The organism is Pseudomonas sp. B21-053 (assembly GCF_026016365.1).
Taxonomy (GTDB): domain Bacteria; phylum Pseudomonadota; class Gammaproteobacteria; order Pseudomonadales; family Pseudomonadaceae; genus Aquipseudomonas; species Aquipseudomonas nunensis.
Genome location: NZ_CP087205.1, coordinates 5853265 through 5872338, shown reverse-complemented (window position 1 = coordinate 5872338; position 19074 = coordinate 5853265). Strand labels below are relative to the sequence as shown.

19 protein-coding genes are annotated in these 19074 nt (G+C 59.3%); 14 read left to right on the top strand and 5 right to left on the bottom strand.

All coding sequences use genetic code 11. The annotated features are described in order from the left end of the window. The first annotated feature begins 25 nt into the window (after window positions 1–25). From LOY68_RS26205 to LOY68_RS26145, 13 genes are all read left to right on the top strand, one after another. Window positions 26–1165, top strand: a complete 1140-nt coding sequence (locus LOY68_RS26205; protein ID WP_163912172.1) for a trypsin-like peptidase domain-containing protein — start codon at window positions 26–28, stop codon at window positions 1163–1165. 63 nt (window positions 1166–1228) lie between these two features. Continuing rightward, a complete protein-coding gene (locus LOY68_RS26200; RefSeq protein WP_265040791.1) occupies window positions 1229–2365 on the top strand; it encodes a phosphoribosyltransferase domain-containing protein in 1137 nt (378 codons plus the stop codon). Further along, window positions 2355–3113 (top strand): trehalose phosphatase, encoded by a 759-nt coding sequence (locus tag LOY68_RS26195; protein ID WP_265040789.1) that lies wholly within the window; start codon window positions 2355–2357, stop codon window positions 3111–3113. Before LOY68_RS26200 ends, LOY68_RS26195 begins: the two co-directional genes overlap by 11 nt. Continuing rightward, the gene (locus tag LOY68_RS26190; protein WP_265040787.1) at window positions 3106–4200 is read left to right on the top strand and encodes a cysteine protease StiP family protein; all 1095 of its coding nucleotides are present in this window, start codon (window positions 3106–3108) and stop codon (window positions 4198–4200) included. The genes LOY68_RS26195 and LOY68_RS26190 overlap by 8 nt, the downstream gene beginning before the upstream one ends. After that, entirely contained in the window at window positions 4200–5150 is a 951-nt protein-coding gene (locus LOY68_RS26185; protein ID WP_054045438.1) for an HpcH/HpaI aldolase/citrate lyase family protein, read from the top strand. Before LOY68_RS26190 ends, LOY68_RS26185 begins: the two co-directional genes overlap by 1 nt. After that, window positions 5147–5926 carry an HAD-IB family hydrolase gene (locus LOY68_RS26180; RefSeq protein ID WP_083471268.1) on the top strand — a complete coding sequence of 260 codons (780 nt, stop codon included), beginning with the start codon at window positions 5147–5149 and terminating at the stop codon, window positions 5924–5926. Before LOY68_RS26185 ends, LOY68_RS26180 begins: the two co-directional genes overlap by 4 nt. Next, complete coding sequence (locus LOY68_RS26175; RefSeq protein ID WP_265040785.1) at window positions 5907–6494, top strand: TerD family protein; 588 nt, start codon at window positions 5907–5909, stop codon at window positions 6492–6494. The genes LOY68_RS26180 and LOY68_RS26175 overlap by 20 nt, the downstream gene beginning before the upstream one ends. Further along, the gene (locus LOY68_RS26170; protein WP_265040783.1) at window positions 6491–7675 is read left to right on the top strand and encodes a TerD family protein; all 1185 of its coding nucleotides are present in this window, start codon (window positions 6491–6493) and stop codon (window positions 7673–7675) included. Before LOY68_RS26175 ends, LOY68_RS26170 begins: the two co-directional genes overlap by 4 nt. Before the next feature lie 48 nt (window positions 7676–7723). Then, the gene (locus tag LOY68_RS26165) at window positions 7724–8173 is read left to right on the top strand and encodes a tellurite resistance TerB family protein (RefSeq protein WP_054045432.1); all 450 of its coding nucleotides are present in this window, start codon (window positions 7724–7726) and stop codon (window positions 8171–8173) included. 12 nt (window positions 8174–8185) lie between these two features. Next, on the top strand, window positions 8186–9220 hold the full coding sequence (locus LOY68_RS26160; RefSeq protein WP_265040782.1) for a TerC/Alx family metal homeostasis membrane protein: 1035 nt from the start codon (window positions 8186–8188) through the stop codon (window positions 9218–9220). A gap of 33 nt (window positions 9221–9253) precedes the next feature. After that, window positions 9254–9829, top strand: a complete 576-nt coding sequence (locus LOY68_RS26155; protein ID WP_054045429.1) for a TerD family protein — start codon at window positions 9254–9256, stop codon at window positions 9827–9829. A 33-nt stretch (window positions 9830–9862) separates the two neighbouring features. Beyond that, a complete protein-coding gene (locus tag LOY68_RS26150) occupies window positions 9863–10441 on the top strand; it encodes a TerD family protein (protein WP_163912190.1) in 579 nt (192 codons plus the stop codon). Between the two features lie 110 nt (window positions 10442–10551). Next, window positions 10552–11526: an LppP/LprE family lipoprotein gene (locus LOY68_RS26145; protein WP_265040779.1), complete on the top strand. Its 975-nt coding sequence runs from the start codon at window positions 10552–10554 to the stop codon at window positions 11524–11526. Between the two features lie 153 nt (window positions 11527–11679). Here LOY68_RS26145 and LOY68_RS26140 read toward each other — a convergent pair whose 3' ends face one another. Continuing rightward, window positions 11680–12948, bottom strand: a complete 1269-nt coding sequence (locus LOY68_RS26140; RefSeq protein WP_265040777.1) for a VWA domain-containing protein — start codon at window positions 12946–12948, stop codon at window positions 11680–11682. 190 nt (window positions 12949–13138) lie between these two features. Here LOY68_RS26140 and LOY68_RS26135 point away from each other — a divergent pair, with 190 nt between their 5' ends. Next, on the top strand, window positions 13139–13885 hold the full coding sequence (locus tag LOY68_RS26135; RefSeq protein WP_265040775.1) for a tetratricopeptide repeat protein: 747 nt from the start codon (window positions 13139–13141) through the stop codon (window positions 13883–13885). Between the two features lie 56 nt (window positions 13886–13941). Here LOY68_RS26135 and LOY68_RS26130 read toward each other — a convergent pair whose 3' ends face one another. The 4 genes from LOY68_RS26130 to LOY68_RS26115 are packed head-to-tail and all read right to left on the bottom strand — an operon-like array spanning window position 13942 to window position 19047. Continuing rightward, on the bottom strand, window positions 13942–14163 hold the full coding sequence (locus LOY68_RS26130) for a formate dehydrogenase subunit delta (protein WP_054045421.1): 222 nt from the start codon (window positions 14161–14163) through the stop codon (window positions 13942–13944). Beyond that, a complete protein-coding gene (fdhF, locus tag LOY68_RS26125; protein ID WP_265040774.1) occupies window positions 14160–17042 on the bottom strand; it encodes a formate dehydrogenase subunit alpha in 2883 nt (960 codons plus the stop codon). Before fdhF ends, LOY68_RS26130 begins: the two co-directional genes overlap by 4 nt. Then, window positions 17039–18571 carry a formate dehydrogenase beta subunit gene (locus LOY68_RS26120; protein ID WP_265040773.1) on the bottom strand — a complete coding sequence of 511 codons (1533 nt, stop codon included), beginning with the start codon at window positions 18569–18571 and terminating at the stop codon, window positions 17039–17041. The genes fdhF and LOY68_RS26120 overlap by 4 nt, the downstream gene beginning before the upstream one ends. After that, the gene (locus tag LOY68_RS26115) at window positions 18568–19047 is read right to left on the bottom strand and encodes a formate dehydrogenase subunit gamma (protein WP_265040771.1); all 480 of its coding nucleotides are present in this window, start codon (window positions 19045–19047) and stop codon (window positions 18568–18570) included. The genes LOY68_RS26120 and LOY68_RS26115 overlap by 4 nt, the downstream gene beginning before the upstream one ends. Window positions 19048–19074: the final 27 nt, after the last annotated feature.

The window sequence follows — 19074 nt, the reverse complement described above, 5'->3', positions numbered from 1 at the left end:
AGCATACCGATCAAGGAACGACAGGATGAAGGCGCTTACGCCTGGAGCGAACGCCGCTATATCGGGCGTAAAATGTGCTTGGACGCTGAATTGCAGCCACTCTTCCGCATTTGGGGAATACGCAGCCGTCGCGCTGCTGCCCGTCACTGAAAAGCGTCTACCGACAGGCGACCCGGCTCTGTTTCAAGTCACTCAACAGTGGATGGAATGGAGCGGCACGCCGTCGTCTATTGGCTGTTCCCTGGACTTGTCCCGTCTTCCTGGCGGCAGCGAACGTCTGCTGCTGGTCGTTTATACCTTCTCGGCGGCTGGCCCCGTCAGCGAACTCAAAGATTTGCGCCTGCAAGTCGACAATCAAGTCGAACTGTTCCTTGATCTGAACGGTAATGGCGAATCAGCGATCGTCATTGGCGAGTTCTACAGCCGCAATGACCAATGGAAATTCCGCGCGCTGGCTGAAGGATCAGCTTATGGACTGGCCGCGATGGGCCGTCGCATGGGCATCACGATTGATGATGCGCACCCCACGCGCCGTCCGTACTCGGGTGATTCATCGAGCAGTCGTACCTCGGCAACGGGAACCGGATTCGCCGTTTCACCCGGTCAAGTCATGACCTGCGCGCATGTGATCGAGGGCATGCAGGAGCTGCACATTTCCTCCTTTGCCGGACGCTACCGCGCCGAAGTGGTGGTGGTCGATGAACGCAATGATATGGCCTTGCTGCGCATTCAGGATTGCCCGCCGCTGTCGCCCGTCGTCTTCAAGGACGGCGCCGGTTGTGCACTGGGCGAGTCGGTGATTGCCCTGGGCTTTCCGATGGCAGGCCTGGCGGGTGGCGGCGTTCATGTGACACAGGGCGGGGTGTCCGGTCTGTTCGGGCTGCACAACGATTCAAGTCTGCTCCAATTCACCGCGGCCATTCAGCCAGGCTCCAGCGGTAGTCCATTGTTTGATAGCAGTGGGGCGGTCATCGGGATGGTGACGTCGTCGCTGCCGGACGCGCAAAACATGAACTTCGCGGTCAAGGCCGGGTTGTTGCTGGGCTTTCTGGACGCCTGTCATGTCTCGCCGCCCAAATCTCCAACCGGTCGAATTTTCTCGACCGCCGAAATGGCTCGTGAAGCCCAGTCGTCACTCTGGCGGATCGAAGCCCGAAATCCGTAGAGGCACCCTGCTTTAAAAAATAGTGATTCGTTCACTACCTCGCCTCTTTTAGGAATGTTGCAAATGGAATTCGCAGTAGAAAAAACCTCGACCACTCGACTCAGCGCGCAGCTCAAACGCGGGCTGATGGAAGTCGACGTCGATGAATCCTCCATCGAACCCCACTCGTTGTTCGGGTTCGCCGAGCGCCGTAATCCTAAACGTGCGTTCCTGTTTGTGTCCCGCGTTCTGGGCCGACATATTCCTGTTCGCCCATCGATCATGCAGGTCAGCTACGAGCACCTCGCGGCAAAGATTCCCGATGACCTGCCAGGCCCCGTACTCGTCATCGGTATGGCAGAGACCGCCGTAGGCCTGGGCGCCGGCGTGCACCGCGCTTACAGCAAGACCCGCCCGGACACCGTTTATATGGTCAGCACTCGCCATCCGGTCGGCACCGAGTTGTTCACTCGTTTTGAAGAAGAACACAGTCACGCCAGCGCGCACCTGATTCACCAGCCCGTCGATCCCGATGTCCGGGAAATGATGCTGAACGCACGTTCCCTGGTGCTGGTTGACGATGAAGCCTCCACCGGCAAGACGTTCATCAATTTGCATCGCGCCCTCGTGGATGCCGGGCTGAGCAAGGTAGAACGGGTCGTGACCTGTGTGCTCACTGACTGGTCCCGTGGCGCAGTGCGCAACGTTCTGGGCGAGACCGCCACTCAGGTGTCCCTGCTGCAGGGCGCTTATCGCTTCTCTGAAGATCAAGACGCGCCCTTGCCTGAAATGCCTGACGTGGGCGCGGTCGCCGTAGGTGAATGGCCGATTGATCCGCGTAATGACTGGGGACGCTTGGGCGTTCGTCATGTCGAAGACACATTGGCCCCGGATATTCAGGTCAAGCCAGGCGAGCGCGTGATGGTCGTGGGCACCAGTGAATTCGTGTGGCGTCCGTTCCTGCTGGCCGAGCGTCTTGAGCGGGCCGGGGCTGACGTGCATTTCAGCTCCACCAGTCGCTCGCCGATTGCCTTGGGCCATGAGATCGGGCACGCCTTGTCGTTCTCCGACAACTACGGTCTCGGTATCCCGAATTTTCTCTACAACGTGCGTCCGGGTCAGTTTGACCGGGTGTTGATCTGCACCGAAACGCCTGCGCAAGCGGTTTCCCGGTCGCTGATTGATGCATTGAACGCAGAGGTGATTGTCGATGAGCAATAAGCGTCCCCTGATACTCATCGATCTCGATGACACCCTGTTTCAGACCGCCCGCAAGATGCCGCAAGGCGCTGAACGGCACACCGCGACGCTGGACGTCGATGGTCAGCCCAATGGCTACATGAGCGCCGTGCAGAAAAGTTTTGTGGAATGGTTGCTGGCATCGGCTGATGTCGTGCCGGTCACGGCGCGTAGTGTCGAAGCCTACAGCCGCGTGCAATTGCCCTTCGTTGCGGGCGCCGTGTGTTCTCACGGTGGTGTGATCCTCCAGCCCGATGGCTCGCTGGATCGCGATTGGCATGGGCAGATGACCGACGCGCTGGCGGCGTATCAGAACCGCCTTCCGGCACTGAGTGCTGAAACGTTGGCCATCGGTGAGGAAATGGGTATTTCCCTGCGCGGATGGGTAGTGGAAGAGCAGGGCCTGTTGAATTACGTCGTGACCAAGCACAACGAGTCGGATGATTCGGTGCTGCAAAAGGTTCTGGCCGAGGTCCAGGCCCGGGGTCTGCTGGACGACATGCATATCCACGGTAACGGCAACAATCTGGCCTTCCTGCCGAACGGCTTGTCCAAGCGTCTGGCGGTTCAGGAACTGCTTCGCCGTGATCGCGCCGCCAATGGCGAACGTCCGGTGCTGGGGTTTGGTGACAGCGTTACCGACCTGGGCTTCATGAACGAATGCAACTTCTGGGCGACCCCTGCCCATAGCCAGTTGGCCAAGGTTGTGGAGGCGATGATCAATGGTTAATGCCTTTGCCCACCTGAGCACTGTTGGCAGTGGCAGTTACGCGCCGGATGACGTGCATTTCCTTCTGCAGCCGGTCGACATCGAAGTGACGGATGTTGAAGAGAAAGAGCGCCTGATCCAGACGCGGCAGAAGCATTACTCCGAGATGATCAGCCTGGAATCGGCCCCGACCGAGGTCCACAAAGGGCTGTACCAGCGCGCCATGCTGCAGAATTCGGCCCGGATGGCCCGGGATGTCCAATCCCTGGCATTGGCGTTGGATAAGGCCTGTGACGGCCCTTCGATCGCGCTGGTTTCGTTTGTGCGCGCAGGGCTGCCCTTGGGCGTATTGCTGCGCCGGGCGCTCCTGGATCTGGGGCGAGACGCTCATCATTACGGGATCAGCATCGTGCGTGACCGGGGCATCGACATGATTGCCCTGGAAGCGGTGATCGCCGCTCACGGCGCTGAAAACATTGTTTTCGTGGATGGCTGGACCGGCAAGGGCGCCATCTCTGGAGAGATCCAGCGCAGCCTCAAGGGCGACACGCGCTTTCCCGAACAGCCACGCCTTGTGGTGCTGGCCGACCCTTGCGGTCGCGCCTGGCTGGCGGCCTCGGCCGAAGACTGGGTAATCCCGTCGGGCATCCTCGGTGCCACGGTTTCCGGGCTGGTCTCGCGTTCCATCTGGCCCGCCAACGGTGGCCTGCATGGCTGCGTGGTGTACGACCATTTGCATGAACACGACGTGACCCGAGACTTCATCGATCAGATCGAAGCCGTGCGTCAGGCACAGTCTGCGGTCGAGGCCGCTGCCCCGTGGACCGAGGCGCAACGCAGTGAACTGCAGGCTTCGGCGCTGGGTGTGATTGACGCGATTGCCGCGCAATTTGGCATTACCAATCTGAACCGGGTGAAACCCGGCATTGCCGAGGCAACGCGGGCCGTCCTGCGCCGTGTCCCGGATCACGTTCTGGTGCGCGATCGCAGCGATCCGGACGTGCAACTGCTGATGCACCTGACCGAGCGAGCAAACGTGACGGTTGAAGAAGTGGGGGCAGCCCTGGGTCCTTATCGTGCAGTGACCGTCATCCGGAGTTTGAGCTGATGAAAACACTATCGCCCTACGCCCTCGGTGCAACGCTCTACATGCCGGCAACCCGTGAGGACATCCTCGACGTGGTCCTGCACAAAAAGTTGCCTGAACTGCGCTCGATGGTGGTGTGCCTTGAAGATGCGGTCGCGGACATTGATGTCGAGACAGCGTTGGCCAATCTGCACAAGTTGCTGCTCTCGATTGAGCAACAGGGCGGTCGCTCGGTCGATGGCCCCATGTTGTTCGTGCGACCGCGTGATTCGCAGATGGCCGCCGTGCTCAACGAATGGCCGTTGATGGCGCATGTGGATGGTTTTGTGTTGCCGAAACTGAGTCTGTCCAATCTGCGCTCATGGGAGTTGGCGGTCACCAATCCCGACATCTTTCTGATGCCGACTCTGGAAACCCGGGAAGTCTTCAATCCGGTGGCGATGGTCGAGTTGGGTGAGGCGCTCAAGCAGACGCTGAACCATCGCATCATTGCGCTGCGGATCGGCGGGAATGACCTGCTGGGTTGTCTGGGCCTTCGACGCAATCCGGCGACAACGCTTTACAGCACTCCCATGGGTTACGTGATCCAGATGTTGGCCGGGGTCATGGGCTCGCAGGGGTTTGCCTTGACCGCCCCAGTGTTCGAGCGTTTAGCGACGCCGCATCTGCTGCTGGAAGAGCTGAGCCTCGACATTGCCCATGGTTTGGTGGGCAAAACGGCGATTCACCCAAGCCAGATCAGCAGTATTCAGGACAGTCTGCGCGTCAGCCTTGAAGATCTAAATTGTGCCAAATTGATGCTGAACGAGGTCGCGCCGGCCGTCTTCAATCACAATGACACGATGTGTGAACCAGCAACTCACTTCAAATGGGCCACCAACATTCTTGAACGTGCCAAATGGCATGGCGTCAGGCATGCGGAGCCGAGCCAAACCGATCAATCGATTCGTCTTGCAGAGGCGGGCCGATGACTCAGGAAATGCTCGAAATGGGCCCGGCCGGGGCCAAGGTACTGTCGGTCTTTGACTTCGACGGCACGTTGACCCGGCACGACAGCTTCGTCCCCTTTCTGAAATATGCGTTTGGCAAACTTGAGTTCGCCAAGCGCTTGCGCCTGCTCGCCGGGCCGGGGGTGCGTTACCTGACGCGCCGCTTGTCTCGAGACGAACTCAAGGCACGGCTGATCGCCGCTTTCCTGACCGACGCCAAAGAAGAGTGGGTCCGGCACAAGGCTGCAGAATTCTGCGGCTTGCACTGGACTCGCCTGATGCGTCCTGCCGGCCTGGCCTCTGTGGCCGCCGAAAGACAGGCAGGCAGTGAGGTCACGCTGTGCTCGGCCTCTCCAGCGCTGGTCCTGAAACCGTTTGCCGATCGGCTCAACATCAAGCTGATCGCGACTGAACTGGAAGTCGTCGATGGACGCCTCACGGGGCGCATATCGGGCGACAACTGCCGCTGTGAAGCAAAGGTCCGACGACTAGAAGCGGTTTATGGAGATTTGACGCAATACCGATTGCGCGCCTGGGGCGACACCCGCGGCGACCACGAACTTTTGGCCGCTGCGCAAGACGCGCACTGGCGACATTTCCACCCCGCATGGCGTCGAGGACGCCTTCGGGTCACCAAGACCTTGGCTCGAGACGCAGGCGTTGTGCCGACGGCGACTCATCCGGTTGAGGGCAGCAGCGAAAACCACGAGCAACCGACGATCAACAAGGAGCGTACCGATGGCCCTAACTCTGACTAAAAACCAAACAATTTCCCTGGAAAAAACTGCTGGCGGTGGCCTCACCGCTATCACGCTTGGCCTGGGCTGGGATCCGGAAAAAGCCGGGTTCATGGGGCGGTTGATGGGGAGCGGTGGTGATGTCGACCTGGATGCTTCCTGCATTCTTTTCGATGCAGATCTAAAACCAGTGGACCTGGTGTGGTTCCGTCAACTGACTTCCCGCGATGGTTCGATCCAGCATTCGGGTGACAACCGCACTGGCGAAGGCGATGGCGACGACGAAACGATCCGGGTTGATCTGCAGCGTCTGCCGGCCACCGTCAAATCCCTGGTGTTTACTGTGAACAGCTTCACCGGCCAGACCTTCGAAAAGATTGCCAACGCCTATTGCCGCATCGTTAACGCGAGCAACAAGACCGAACTGGCGCGCTTCAATCTTTCCGAGAAGGGTCGTCACACCGGTGTCGTCATGGCCAGTCTGGTACGTGAAAACGGCGGCTGGGAATTCAAGGCGATCGGTCAGGTGACCAATGGCCGTACCGCTGACGACCTGGTCAATCTGGCTGTGCAGGCGGTGCGTGCATGACAACCCTGGTGCCTGGCGGAAACGCGCCGGTAGCCACCGGACAGGTACGGATCGATATCAGCTACTCGGCCATCCCGGGTGCAGATATCGACGTATCTGCATTCGTCCTGGGGGCCGCGGGGAAAGTCCGCGGCGACACCGATATGTGCTTCTACGGCCAGACCAACGTGCTGGGCGGAACGGTGCAGATGACCGAGTCCTCGGCCGGTCGCGCGGTCTTCACCCTTGATTTGTCGCGCCTGGATGCGGCGGTCGAAAAGGTGGCGCTGACGGCGACGATTTACGAGAACAAAGCCAGTTTTGACCGCGTGTCTCAGCTTTCGCTGGCCGTCACTGGCGGCATCGAAGCGCAGATTCCCACGGGCGGAATGAAGGAAACAGCCCTGATCCTCGGCGAGTTTTACCGCCGCCAGGGTGAGTGGAAGTTCCGTTGTGTCGCCCAGGGTTTCGCCGGTGGCCTGGAACCGTTGGCCAAGTACTTCGGCGTTGAAATTGCCGCGCCGGCTCCAGCTCCGGTTGCTGCTCCTGCGCCTGCTCCTGTTGCGGCGTCTGCCGCGCCAGCACCGGCGGCAGCGAAGTCTTCGGTCAGCCTCAGCAAAATCACCCTCGACAAGACCCGCTCCTCCATCAGCCTGGAGAAAACGGCGGGAGGCTTTGGCGAGATCAAGGTCAACCTCAACTGGAACAAAGGCAAGTCCGGTGGCTTCTTCTCGCGAAACAACGCCATCGACCTCGACGTCGGTTGCCTGTTTGAGTTGCAGGACGGGTCCAAGGGCGTTGTTCAGGCGCTGGGCAATTGCTTCGGCGAGCTCAATCACGATCCCTACATTCAGTTGATGGGCGACGACCGTACCGGTGCCGTCAGCGATGGCGAATGGCTCCATATCAACGGTAAGCATTGGGGGGAAATCCGCCGGGTGCTGGTGTTTGCCTTCATCTATGAAGGTGCACCGAACTGGCGTGAGACCGATGGCGTCGTGACCATTTATGTCCCGGGCCAGCCACCTATCGAAGTTCGCCTGAATGAAGAGGGCGGTCGCCTTGGCATGTGTGCAATCGCTCTGCTGGAAAATGAGGGTGGCGGCGTCAAGGTGAGTCGACGCGTCGACTTCCACAAAGGGCATTCGTTCATGGACAAGGCTTACGGCTGGGGCATGCGCTGGGCGGCTGGCTCCAAGTAATTATTTGAATACGGCGGGCCGGTCCGGCCCGCCCTTGAGGTGAACAACATGTTGTCATGGTTGAAAACGAACGCGGCACTTGCCCGCGAAAAACTGACCACCGAAGTGGCCAAGTTCAAGAACAAAGAGTTCATGGAAGCGGTCGCCAATAGCTGTGCCATGGTCGCGGCGGCCGACGGTGAAGTCACCTCGGCAGAAAAAATGAAGATGACCGGGTTCATCAACAACTCGCCAGAGTTGAAGGTGTTCAACCTGACCGACGTCATCAAAGTCTTCAACGACGCGTGTGGCAAGTTCGAGTTTGACTTCCAGATCGGTCAAGCCGAAGCCCTGAAGAACATCAGCAAGATCAAGGGCAAGGACGGCGCAGGTCGCCTGCTCGTGCGCGTTGCATGCGCCATCGGCGCGTCGGACGGAAATTTCGACGACAAGGAAAAAGCCGTTTGCCGCCTGATTTGCCTCGAGCTGGGTCTACCCCCAGCTGACTTTGAACTGTAAGGAAACAAAACTGTGGAAGTTACTCACCTGGGTTTCCCCCCGCTGACCATCGCTGTGTTTGTGGCGCTGGCGCTCGGCGCGATGATCCTCGACATGTTCACCCATCGCGGTGACCAGCCGATCAGCCTCGCCAAAGCGTCGGCCTGGTCGGTGTTCTGGATTCTCATCTCGTTCGGCTTTGCAGGGTTTCTGTACGTCGAACACGGTCCGGATGTCGCGACCCTGTTCATCACCGGCTATGCGCTGGAAAAAGTCCTGAGCGTGGACAACCTGTTCGTGTTCATGGCGATCTTCGCCTGGTTCAAAGTGCCGAATGGCTTGCGCCACCGTGTCCTGTACTGGGGCATCATCGGCGCGATCGTTTTCCGCCTGATCTTCGTGGCTATCGGTACTGGCTTGCTGGCGCTGGGGCCGTGGGTCGAAGTGGTCTTTGCCCTGATCGTGGCCTGGACGGCAGTCATGATGCTCAGAGGCGGCGGTGACGAAGAAGAAGAAGAGGATTACTCCACGCACATGGCTTACCGCTTCGCGAAGAAGCTGTTCCCGGTGTGGCCGAAACTGCATGGTCATGACTTCTTCGTGCGCCGCAAGACGTTGGAAGCCGAACTGACCAAACCGGAAAACAAGGGCATGTCGCTGGCGGCCAAGGGCGGTCTGTTCGCCACGCCGCTGTTCCTGTGCCTGGTGGTCATGGAAGTGTCCGATGTGTTGTTTGCCTTCGACTCCGTCCCGGCAGTTATCGCGGTCAGCCGCGAACCGCTGATCGTGTTCTCGGCGATGCTCTTCGCGATCCTCGGCCTGCGGACCATGTACTTCGTACTCGAAGCCCTCAAGCGCTACCTGGTTCACCTGGAAAAAGCCGTCATCGCGCTGCTGTTCTTCATTGCGGTGAAGCTTGGCCTGAATGCGACTGACCACCTGTTCCATCACGGTTACAACATCGACCCGAACACCAGTCTGCTCATCGTTGTTGTGGTGCTGGCCATCGGCATCTTCGCCAGTGTGATCTTCCCGGAAAAGGAAGTTGCCCCGGCTGATAACCAGTAATTCAAAACGCATTAACCACAAGGAGCTGTACTCATGGCATTGACTCTTCAAAAAGGCGGCAATCTGTCCCTATCGAAGACCGATCCTTCGCTGACCAAGATTCTGGTCGGTCTGGGTTGGGATCCTCGCGCAACTGACGGCACGGAGTTTGACCTGGACGCGAGCGCGTTCCTGCTGGGTGCCAACGGCAAAGTGCGTGGTGACGCCGACTTTATTTTCTACAACCAGCTCAAAAGCGCTGACGGTTCCATCGAGCACACCGGTGACAACCGCACCGGTGCTGGCGATGGCGACGACGAAGTGCTGAAAATCGATTTGAGCCGCGTTCCGGCCGATATCGACAAGATCGCGTTCACCGTCACCATCCACGACGCTGATGCACGCAAGCAAAACTTCGGTCAGGTCGGTGGTTCGTTCATTCGTGTAGTCAACGAAATCACCGGTGCCGAGATCGTTCGTTACGACCTGGCAGAAGACGCTTCAACTGAAACCGCGATGATCTTCGCCGAGCTGTACCGCAACAACGGCGAATGGAAATTCCGTGCCGTTGGTTCGGGCTATGCCGGCGGCCTGAAGGCACTGGCTAACTCGTACGGCATGAACTTCTAAAACCCCTCGGTCTACTGAATAAGGAATTTATCCATGGCTGTAAGTCTTTCCAAAGGCGGCAACGTATCCCTCTCCAAAGAAGCGCCAGGCCTGAGCGAAGTGCTCGTGGGTCTGGGCTGGGATCCTCGTGTTACCGACGGCACCGAGTTCGACCTCGATGCGTCGATTTTCATCGTCGGTGAAAACGGCAAAGTGCTCGACGACAACAGCTTCATTTTCTACAACAACAAAAAGTCCACTGACGGCTCCGTTGAACACATGGGCGACAACCGCTCCGGTACCGGCGAAGGCGACGATGAGCAAGTAACCGTCAAACTGACTTCCCTGGCTCCGCTGGTGAAGAAGTTGGTATTCGCAGTCACCATCCACGACTCCGATGCACGCAAACAAAACTTCGGCCAGGTTTCCAACGGCTACATCCGCGTTGTGAACAAGGCTGACGGTAAGGAACTGGCACGTTTCGACCTGAGCGAAGACGCTTCGACCGAAACCGCCATGATCTTTGGCGAGCTGTATCGCAGCGGTGAAGAGTTCAAGTTCAAGGCGATCGGCCAGGGTTTTGCTGGCGGCCTGAAGCCTCTGGCTGAGTCCCACGGTGTCAGCATCGGCTAACCCTTACGGGTTAAAAAAGCCCCGCTTTCGAGCGGGGCTTTTTCTTGTTTGTCGATTGTGTTCAACACTGGTGTCATCAGGTTTGTTTAACGGAAAAAGGATTCAGGGATATGAAAAAACGGGTCTTCCTGGCAAGTGCCGCGATCACGTTGTTGGCAGGGTGTGGAGCGTATAACGAGTTCAAGCTGAACAATGCAGTTCAGGAATACAAAGAGACCTGCTTTGGCAACTACACCAATGAATGCGAAAGCAAGTTGGTCGACACCAACATCATCACGCTGGAGTTCATGAAGACGCAGATGAGCCGTCAGAAAGACGAGATGGTGAAGGCGTTCGGTGATGAGGGATACGCGATGTATCTGGACGTCAGCGAAAAAGTGCTCGATCAAGCGATAGCCCGTCAGGAAAACATGCGACCCGGCTGGTTTGCACGATGGTTTCTGGGTGAGGGCCAGCCATTCTCGAGTTCAAGAAACCTGTTGCTTGGCTATGAAGATCTTCAGGAAATCCGCAACGCTATTACTGGCAGGTTTGTAGCCGAGGCCAAATCCAAAGGCATGACGCCAAAGGTGGCCAGTGCCGAAGCCGCGCCTGTTGCCCGGGCCCCGGTTGTGGCTCCCGCTCCGATACCGGTTCAAGCGCCCGTGCCGCAGGCAGTAGCCGCGCCAACGACCGGATCACTGGATAGCGCCATTGCCAATGCGCTGAGCGCCGCGACCCGCGAAGACGGTGGGGACGAATACCCCGACGGCCGAAAAATTCTCCGGGCGGACCTCAACGGTGACGGCCAGGACGACGCCTTGGTGATCTATGTCATTGAAGGGCAGGGCGGCAGCAACAGCTCATTTTCGACCCTCGGCGTTTTCTATGCGAACAACGGCGCCTTCGATTTCAAGGGCAGCGCAGTGGTCAGCGGCGCCGTCACCGCACTTCAGTTGCAAGACGACAAAACCATCCGCGTCAGTTCACTGGAAGTCGGCCCTGAAGACGCCTTTTGCTGCCCGACGCTCGAGTCGGAACAAAAGTACCGTTGGGACGGCAATCACCTCGAAGAACTGCGCGAAGCGCCTCTTAAACAGGGTTAAGTAGCTCGGTTCGTATCTGGCCCGGCTTATTGTTGCTGAGCGATCGTTCCGCCCGGTTCCGGGAAATTACGCCGTTTAACCTGTCCGATCTGGATTGAAAACGCCACTCCCGCGCCGCGAAGCAATGCGGTGCGGGAGACGGTGGTATCTAGATTAAAAGACAATCCCTTGAGCCTTCGCATCCTTCAGCCATTGCGGGAATTCTTCCATCAGCTTGTCGTAAAGCTGCTCTTCGCTGATGTCGTGCAGGTCATCCAGCGCGAAGAAACCACAGTTGTCGACGACTCGGCCGGTCATGGTGTCGAGTTTTTCCAGGATGCCGTAGTTGTGCCCGCCAATCCCGACGAACTGCCAGAAGATCGGCAGTTTGGCCGCTTCTATCATCAGCTTTTTGATCGCGCCACTGGCTGACACACCTCCATCACTGATGAACAGGATGTAGATCGGAGTGGTGTCCCGGGACTGCTTGTAAAAGTCGATCACCTTCTTGATGGCTTTGGGTTCGTCGTTATAACGAGCGCCGATCTTCCAGTCTTTCCAGCCATGGCTATCGGTGTTGATGAAGTCTTTGTGGTTGGCCAGTGTCACGGCAGACAACTGCAATGTTTCGGCGCCAAAGGCCCAGCAATCGAGAGTGCCATCGTCGTCAAAGTGCAGCGCCAGCGGCAGCAGCCGATTGACCACTTCCTGAACGCGACCGGTTTGGTATTGGTTGTTCATGGAACCGGACGCGTCCAGCACCAGGCCGACCCGCGCCTTAACATCCGTCAGCTTGGCTTTTTCGAGGCTGACTTGGGCTTTCTTCGCCAGGCTGATCAGGTGAGGCGCAGCATCGCCGATCTTCTTCTCAAGGGAAATTTTGCTTGTAACGGGGGCCGTTACAGGGGCAGGAGCGGGTGCCGGGGCCGGCTCATCAGCCACATCGCCGCCGAAATGTTTCACCAGCGCTTCCAGACCCGCGTTGAACCCTTGCAGATTGGATGACAGGCGCCATTCGCCCGACTTGCGATAAAGCTCGACGATCATGATTGCCTTTTCGTCGGCGAAGGTCGCTCCCGAAAACGCGCATTGCGCCAAGACATCGCCCGACAGGCTCTTGATGCTGAAACTGCTGGCCTGGATATCGCGCATCGCACCGGCACCGTCGATCGAGGTGGTGAAGACCAGGCGATCAATCGTGACGGGCAGTTTTGAAAGGTCGAGGGTGAAATCACCGCCGTTCGACATGCTCACGCCATTGCACGGCGTCGTCGGCTGATTGAAAAACACCATGTAGCGATCATCGGACAGTTTGCCCTGGGCATCGATGCCGAAGCATACAAAGTCGAGCACATGGGGCGACTGGACGTTGATCGAGAGCGTAAGTTGCGAGCCCGGCATAAGGCTGGACAAGGGTAAACGTTGTCCTTGGCTGATTTGCATATTGCGTCCTTGTAATGGTTGCACCGTGGTACTGGCATTCATGGGAAGTGCAGGTGCGCGATTATGCGGGAGTAAGGGATCGATGGGGGCGAAGTTTACGAGCTGGGCTTTGCCCTGATTGTCTGCCCTGCGCGACCACGCTACCCTTCGCAGCGCTCGGTATATCGACTTATCAACAGGGAAAAATAATATGGACGTTAAGCACTCTCCTTCAGTGCGTCGCTTGATACAGGTTCCAGCGATCCTCTTGCTTCTCATCACACCGCTATTTGCTCATGCCGATGTTACGGAAGAAGAGGCGACCGCCAATTGCCTCAAGATCAGTGAGTATTCCGCCGAGGGCGGGAAGTATTACAAGCTCAAGCAATATGCCAAGGCCCGGGAGCAGTACGAGCGGCAGGCTGGCTGGTCGGAGAGTTGTCAGCTGGACGAAGATAAAATCGCGATGGCCTACAACAACGTTGCGCTCACCTACATACACGAAGGCAATTACCTCAAGGCCCGTGCGTGGCTGAGCATTTTACCGAATGACAAAAAGTCGATCTTCAACCTTGGCAAGATCAGCGGCGATATCAAAAACTCGCTGGCGAAAGTGTCGAGTAAACCGGACGGGCAGTATTGGCAATATGCCGGGGCTGCGTTGTGGAACAGCATGACGATCAAGCCACAAGGTTCGCAGTTCCAAGTTGATTTTCAGGGTTATTACGCTGGCCTGATGGCGATGTATAACGGTCCCAATATCGGGGAGTTTTCCACGGTACTAGCGATTAACAACGGCAAGGCTCATTACGCCATGACCGGCGATGATGTTGGCGACTGTGCCTACGACTTCGAGATCAAAAAAGATCTGCTCACAGTAAAGCGCACGGCCGGTGAGTGGTGTGGTTTTGGCCACAACGTCAGCGCTGAAGGGAGTTACAACCGGGTCGAGCTGTAGTTTAAAGCCGGGGAAAGCCCCGAAAAACTCGGGGCTCACTCCAGGGGATCGTTAACCTAAGCCTCCCATCCCGCCCCACTGACCGCTGCCTGCGCCAGCGGGTGCATGTCCGCTCCTTGATGTTCCGTTTGCCAAGCCAGCAGTTCCTTGCGCATGCCCGGCGTCCAGTACATCTGCAGGTGATTGCGCACACCGAGCACGGCCAATTGCTGATCCGGTTCGGTGGCGAAGTACTGGGCGATCTGGTTGGCCATCTTGATCAGATTGTCCGTGCTCATCGGCGCACCTCGGCTTTGGCACCGCGTGCATGCCGGCGGTCTTTCAGCAAACGATCCTGTTCATCGCTGAAAGCCTGATAGCGTTTTTGCCATTCCGAAGGATGGTAAACGCGGCTGACTTCCACCGCCGTGACCTTGTACTCCGGACAGTTGGTGGCCCAGTCGGAGTTGTCGGTGGTGATCACGTTGGCCCCGGATTCCGGGAAGTGGAACGTGGTGTACACCACGCCCGGCGCGACCCGTTCGGTGACCCGCGCACGCAGTACGGTCTGGCCGGCGCGGCTGCCGATGCCGACCCAATCGCCTTCGTTGATGCCACGGCTCTCGGCGTCGGTTGGGTGGATTTCCAGGCGATCCTCATCGTGCCAGGCGACGTTCTCGGTACGCCGGGTCTGAGCGCCGACGTTGTACTGGCTAAGGATGCGTCCGGTGGTCAGCAGCAGCGGATAGCGATTGTTGACCTTCTCCTCGGTGGGCACGTAGCCGGTGAGCATGAAACGCCCCTTGCCGCGCACGAATTGCTCGATGTGCATGGTCGGCGTGCCATCCGGCGCATCGGCGTTGCATGGCCATTGCAGGCTGCCGTGGCCGTCCAGTGCGGCGTAGCTGACGTTGGTGAAGGTCGGCGTCAGGCTGGCGATTTCATCCATGATTTCTGACGGATGTTGGTAGTTCATTGGATAGCCCAACGCGTTGGCCAACGCCACCGTGCCTTCCCAATCGGCCTTGCCGCCCAGCGGTTCCATGACCTTGCGCACGCGAGAGATACGGCGCTCGGCGTTGGTGAAGGTGCCGTCCTTTTCCAGGAACGAACTGCCCGGGAGGAACACATGGGCAAACTTCGCGGTTTCGTTGAGGAAAATGTCCTGCACCACCACGCATTCCATGGCCGACAGGGCGGCGGTGACGTGCTGGGTGTTCGGGTCGCTTTGCGCGATGTCTTCGCCCTGGCAGTACAAACCTTTGAAACTGCCGGCCAGCGCCGCTTCAAACATGTTCGGAATGCGCAGGCCCGGATCGGGTTGCAAGGTGACGTTCCACGCCTGTTCGAACTGCGTGCGCACCACTTCGTTGGAGATGTGGCGGTAGCCGGGCAGCTCGTGAGGGAAGGAACCCATGTCGCACGAACCCTGGACGTTGTTCTGTCCACGCAGCGGGTTCACGCCGACGCCTTCGCGACCGATATTGCCGGTGGCCATGGCCAGGTTGGCGATGCCCATCACGGCGGTGCTGCCCTGGCTGTGTTCGGTGATGCCCAGGCCGTAGTAAATCGCGGCATTGCCGGCGTTCGCATACAAGCGGGCGGCGGCACGGATGTCGCCAGCGTCTACGCCGCAAATGGCGCCAAGCACTTCTGGCGAGTTTTCCGGACGGCTGACAAATTCGCTCCAGCGTGCAAAATCGCTGCCCTCGCAACGTTCATCGATAAATGCCTGGTTGAGCAAGCCTTCGGTGACGATGGTGTGCGCCAGCGCGTTGAGTATGGCGACGTTGGTGCCCGGACGCAGGGCCAGGTGCAGTTCGGCGCGGGCGTGCACCGAGTCCACCAGATCAATGCGCCGAGGGTCGATGACGATCAACTGCGCGCCTTCACGCAAGCGGCGTTTGAGCTGGGAGGCGAATACCGGGTGGGCGTCGCTCGGGTTGGCGCCCATCACCAGGATCACGTCGGCCTTCATGATTGAATCGAAACTTTGGGTGCCGGCAGATTCGCCCAACGTTTGTTTCAAGCCATAACCGGTCGGCGAGTGGCAGACCCGCGCACACGTATCGACGTTGTTGTTGCCGAACGCGGCGCGCACCAGTTTTTGGACGAGGTAGGTTTCTTCGTTGGTGCAGCGGCTGGAAGTGATGCCGCCAATGGAATCGCGACCGTACTTTTGCTGCAACCGGCGGAATTCGCTGGCGGCGTAGGTCACCGCTTCATCCCAACTGACTTCCTGCCACGGATCGTTGATGTGATTGCGGATCATTGGTTTGGTGATGCGATCCGGGTGAGTGGCGTAGCCCCAGGCAAAGCGTCCTTTGACGCAAGAGTGGCCGTGGTTGGCCTGACCGTTTTTGTCCGGAACCATGCGCACCAGTTTGTCGCCTTTCATCTCGGCGCGGAACGAGCAACCGACGCCGCAATAGGCGCAGGTTGTGATCACGCTGCGCTCCGGCTGACCCAGTTCGACCACACTTTTTTCCATCAGCGTCGCGGTGGGGCAGGCTTGCACACAGGCGCCGCAGGACACGCATTCCGAGTCGAGGAAGTTATCGCCTCCGGCCGCCGCGACCCGGGATTCGAAACCGCGTCCGGTAATGGTCAGGGCAAACGTGCCCTGGGTTTCTTCGCAGGCACGTACGCAGCGGTTGCAGACGATGCACTTGCTCGGGTCGTAGTCGAAGTAGGGGTTGGACGTGTCCTTCACATCGGCCAGATGGTTGTCGCCTTCATAGCCATAACGCACTTCCCGCAAGCCAACCTGGCCGGCCACGGTTTGCAGTTCGCAATTGCCGTTGGCCGAGCAGGTCAGGCAGTCCAGCGGGTGATCGGAGATGTACAACTCCATCACGTTGCGGCGCAGGGTCGCGAGCTTCGGCGTCTGGGTGTGCACGGTCATGCCTTCAGTGACCGGCGTGGTGCAGGACGCCGGGTAACCGCGCATGCCGTCGATTTCCACCAGGCACATGCGGCACGAGCCGAAGGCTTCCAGGCTGTCAGTGGCGCAAAGTTTCGGAATCGTAGTGCCGAGCAGCGCCGCGGCGCGCATCACCGACGTGCCTTCGGGCACGCTGATGCTGCGACCGTCGATGTTCAGGGTGACTTGCACCTGGCTTTCGCGGGCCGGAGTGCCCAGATCGATATCGGTTTTCGGGTCGAAGAGGGTGATCATTGGTCGGCCTCCGAGGGCTGCAGACCGAAGTCGGCGGGGAAGTACTTGAGGGCGCTGGCCACCGGGAATGGGGCCATGCCGCCCAACGCGCACAGCGAACCGTATTGCATCGTGTCGCACAGGTCCTTGAGGATGATCGCCTGTTCATCGCGACCGCTTTGGTCCGGCGCGGCGAGCAGGCGATCGATCACCTCCACGCCGCGAGTCGAGCCGATGCGGCAAGGCGTGCATTTGCCACAGGATTCCTCGGCGCAGAACTGCATCGCGAAGCGGGCCATGTGCGCCATGTCCAGCGTGTCGTCCGCCACCACTACACCACCGTGACCGAGCATCGCGCCCATGGCGGCGAAGGCTTCGTAATCCAGCGGCGTGTCGAATTGCGACGGCGGCACCCACGTGCCGAGCGGTCCACCGACTTGTGCGGCTTTCAGCGGCCGGCCAGTCGCAGTGCCGCCACCGTAGTCGTCCACCAGTTCGCGCAGGGTCAGGCCAAACGCCCGTTCCACCAGGCCGCCGCGAAGAATATTGCCCGCCAACTGGAAAGGCATGGTGCCCAGGGATCGGCCCATGCCGTAATCGCGATAGAACTGCGCACCCTTGGCCAGAATCAGCGGCACCGAGGCCAACGTCAGCACGTTGTGCACCAGCGTCGGCAGACCGAACAGGCCCTGCAACGCCGGGATCGGTGGCTTGGCGCGGACGATCCCGCGCTTGCCTTCGAGGGAATCCAGCAGCGCGGTTTCTTCACCGCAGATATAAGCGCCGGCCCCGACTCGCACTTCCATGTCGAACGCCTGACCGCTGCCGCCGACATTGGCGCCGAGGTAGCCATTCGACCGGGCAATCTCCAGCGCTTCGCGCAAGGTCGCCACCGCTTGTGGATATTCCGAACGCACATAGATGTAGCCGTAACTGGCGCCGACGGTGATGCCGGCAATCGCCATGCCTTCGATCAGCAGGAACGGGTCGCCTTCCATCAACATGCGGTCGGCGAAAGTGCCGGAGTCGCCTTCGTCGGCGTTGCACACAATGTATTTCTGCTCGGCTTGGGTGGCGCGCACCGTGCGCCATTTGATCCCAGCCGGGAACGCTGCGCCGCCACGCCCACGCAGGCCAGAGTCGAACACTTCCGTCGCGCTCTGCTCGCCGCCAATGCTGACGGCCCTATTCAAACCCTCAAAACCACTGTGCGCCCGGTAATCGTCCAGGGACAGCGGCCGGGTAATGCCGGCGCGGGCGAACAGCAGGCGTTGCTGGGTTTTCAGATACGGCAATTCTTCCACCAGGCCCAAGGCCAGTGGATGCGCGGACGGCTCGCCTTGCAGCGCATCGAGCACGGACGGCACGTCGGCAGCGGTCAGCGGGCCAAAGCCGATTCGGCCTTGCGGGGTGTCGACTTCCAGCAGCGGTTCCAGCCAATAGAGGCCACGAGAACTGGTGCGTTGCAGATCCTGACCGGCAAGGGCCAACGCCACGTCATCGGCACCCACGGCGCGGGCCAGGGAATCACTCGGCAAATAGAGGCTCATACGTCCTCCCGGCAAGCGTCTAGCAAGGCGTCCAGACGCTCGGCACTCAGCCGCGCATGCACCTTGCCATCCAGCTCCAGGGCCGGCGAACAGGCGCAGGCACCGAGGCAATACACCGGGCGCAAACTGATGCTGCCATCGGCGCTGCTGCCGTGGTCGTCCAGTTGCAGACGGTCGCGCAATTGCGCCGCAAGCTGCTCGGCGCCGCGACTCTTGCACGACTCGGCGCGGCACAGCCGCAGGATATGCCGGGCGGGCGGCGCGGTGCGGAAGTCATGGTAAAAGCTGATCACCCCACGAATCTCGGCCTGACTCTGGTTGAGGGCGTGGGCAATCTCGGGAATGGCAACATCGGGGATGTAACCGATGCCCTCCTGAATCTCATGGAGGATCGGCAACAGGGCGCCAGGGGCGCGTTTGTGGCGCTCCAGCAAGCTGTTGACCATCGGCAGGTGCAACAACATCTCATCAGGCATACAGCATTCCTCACGGTCACGGACAAA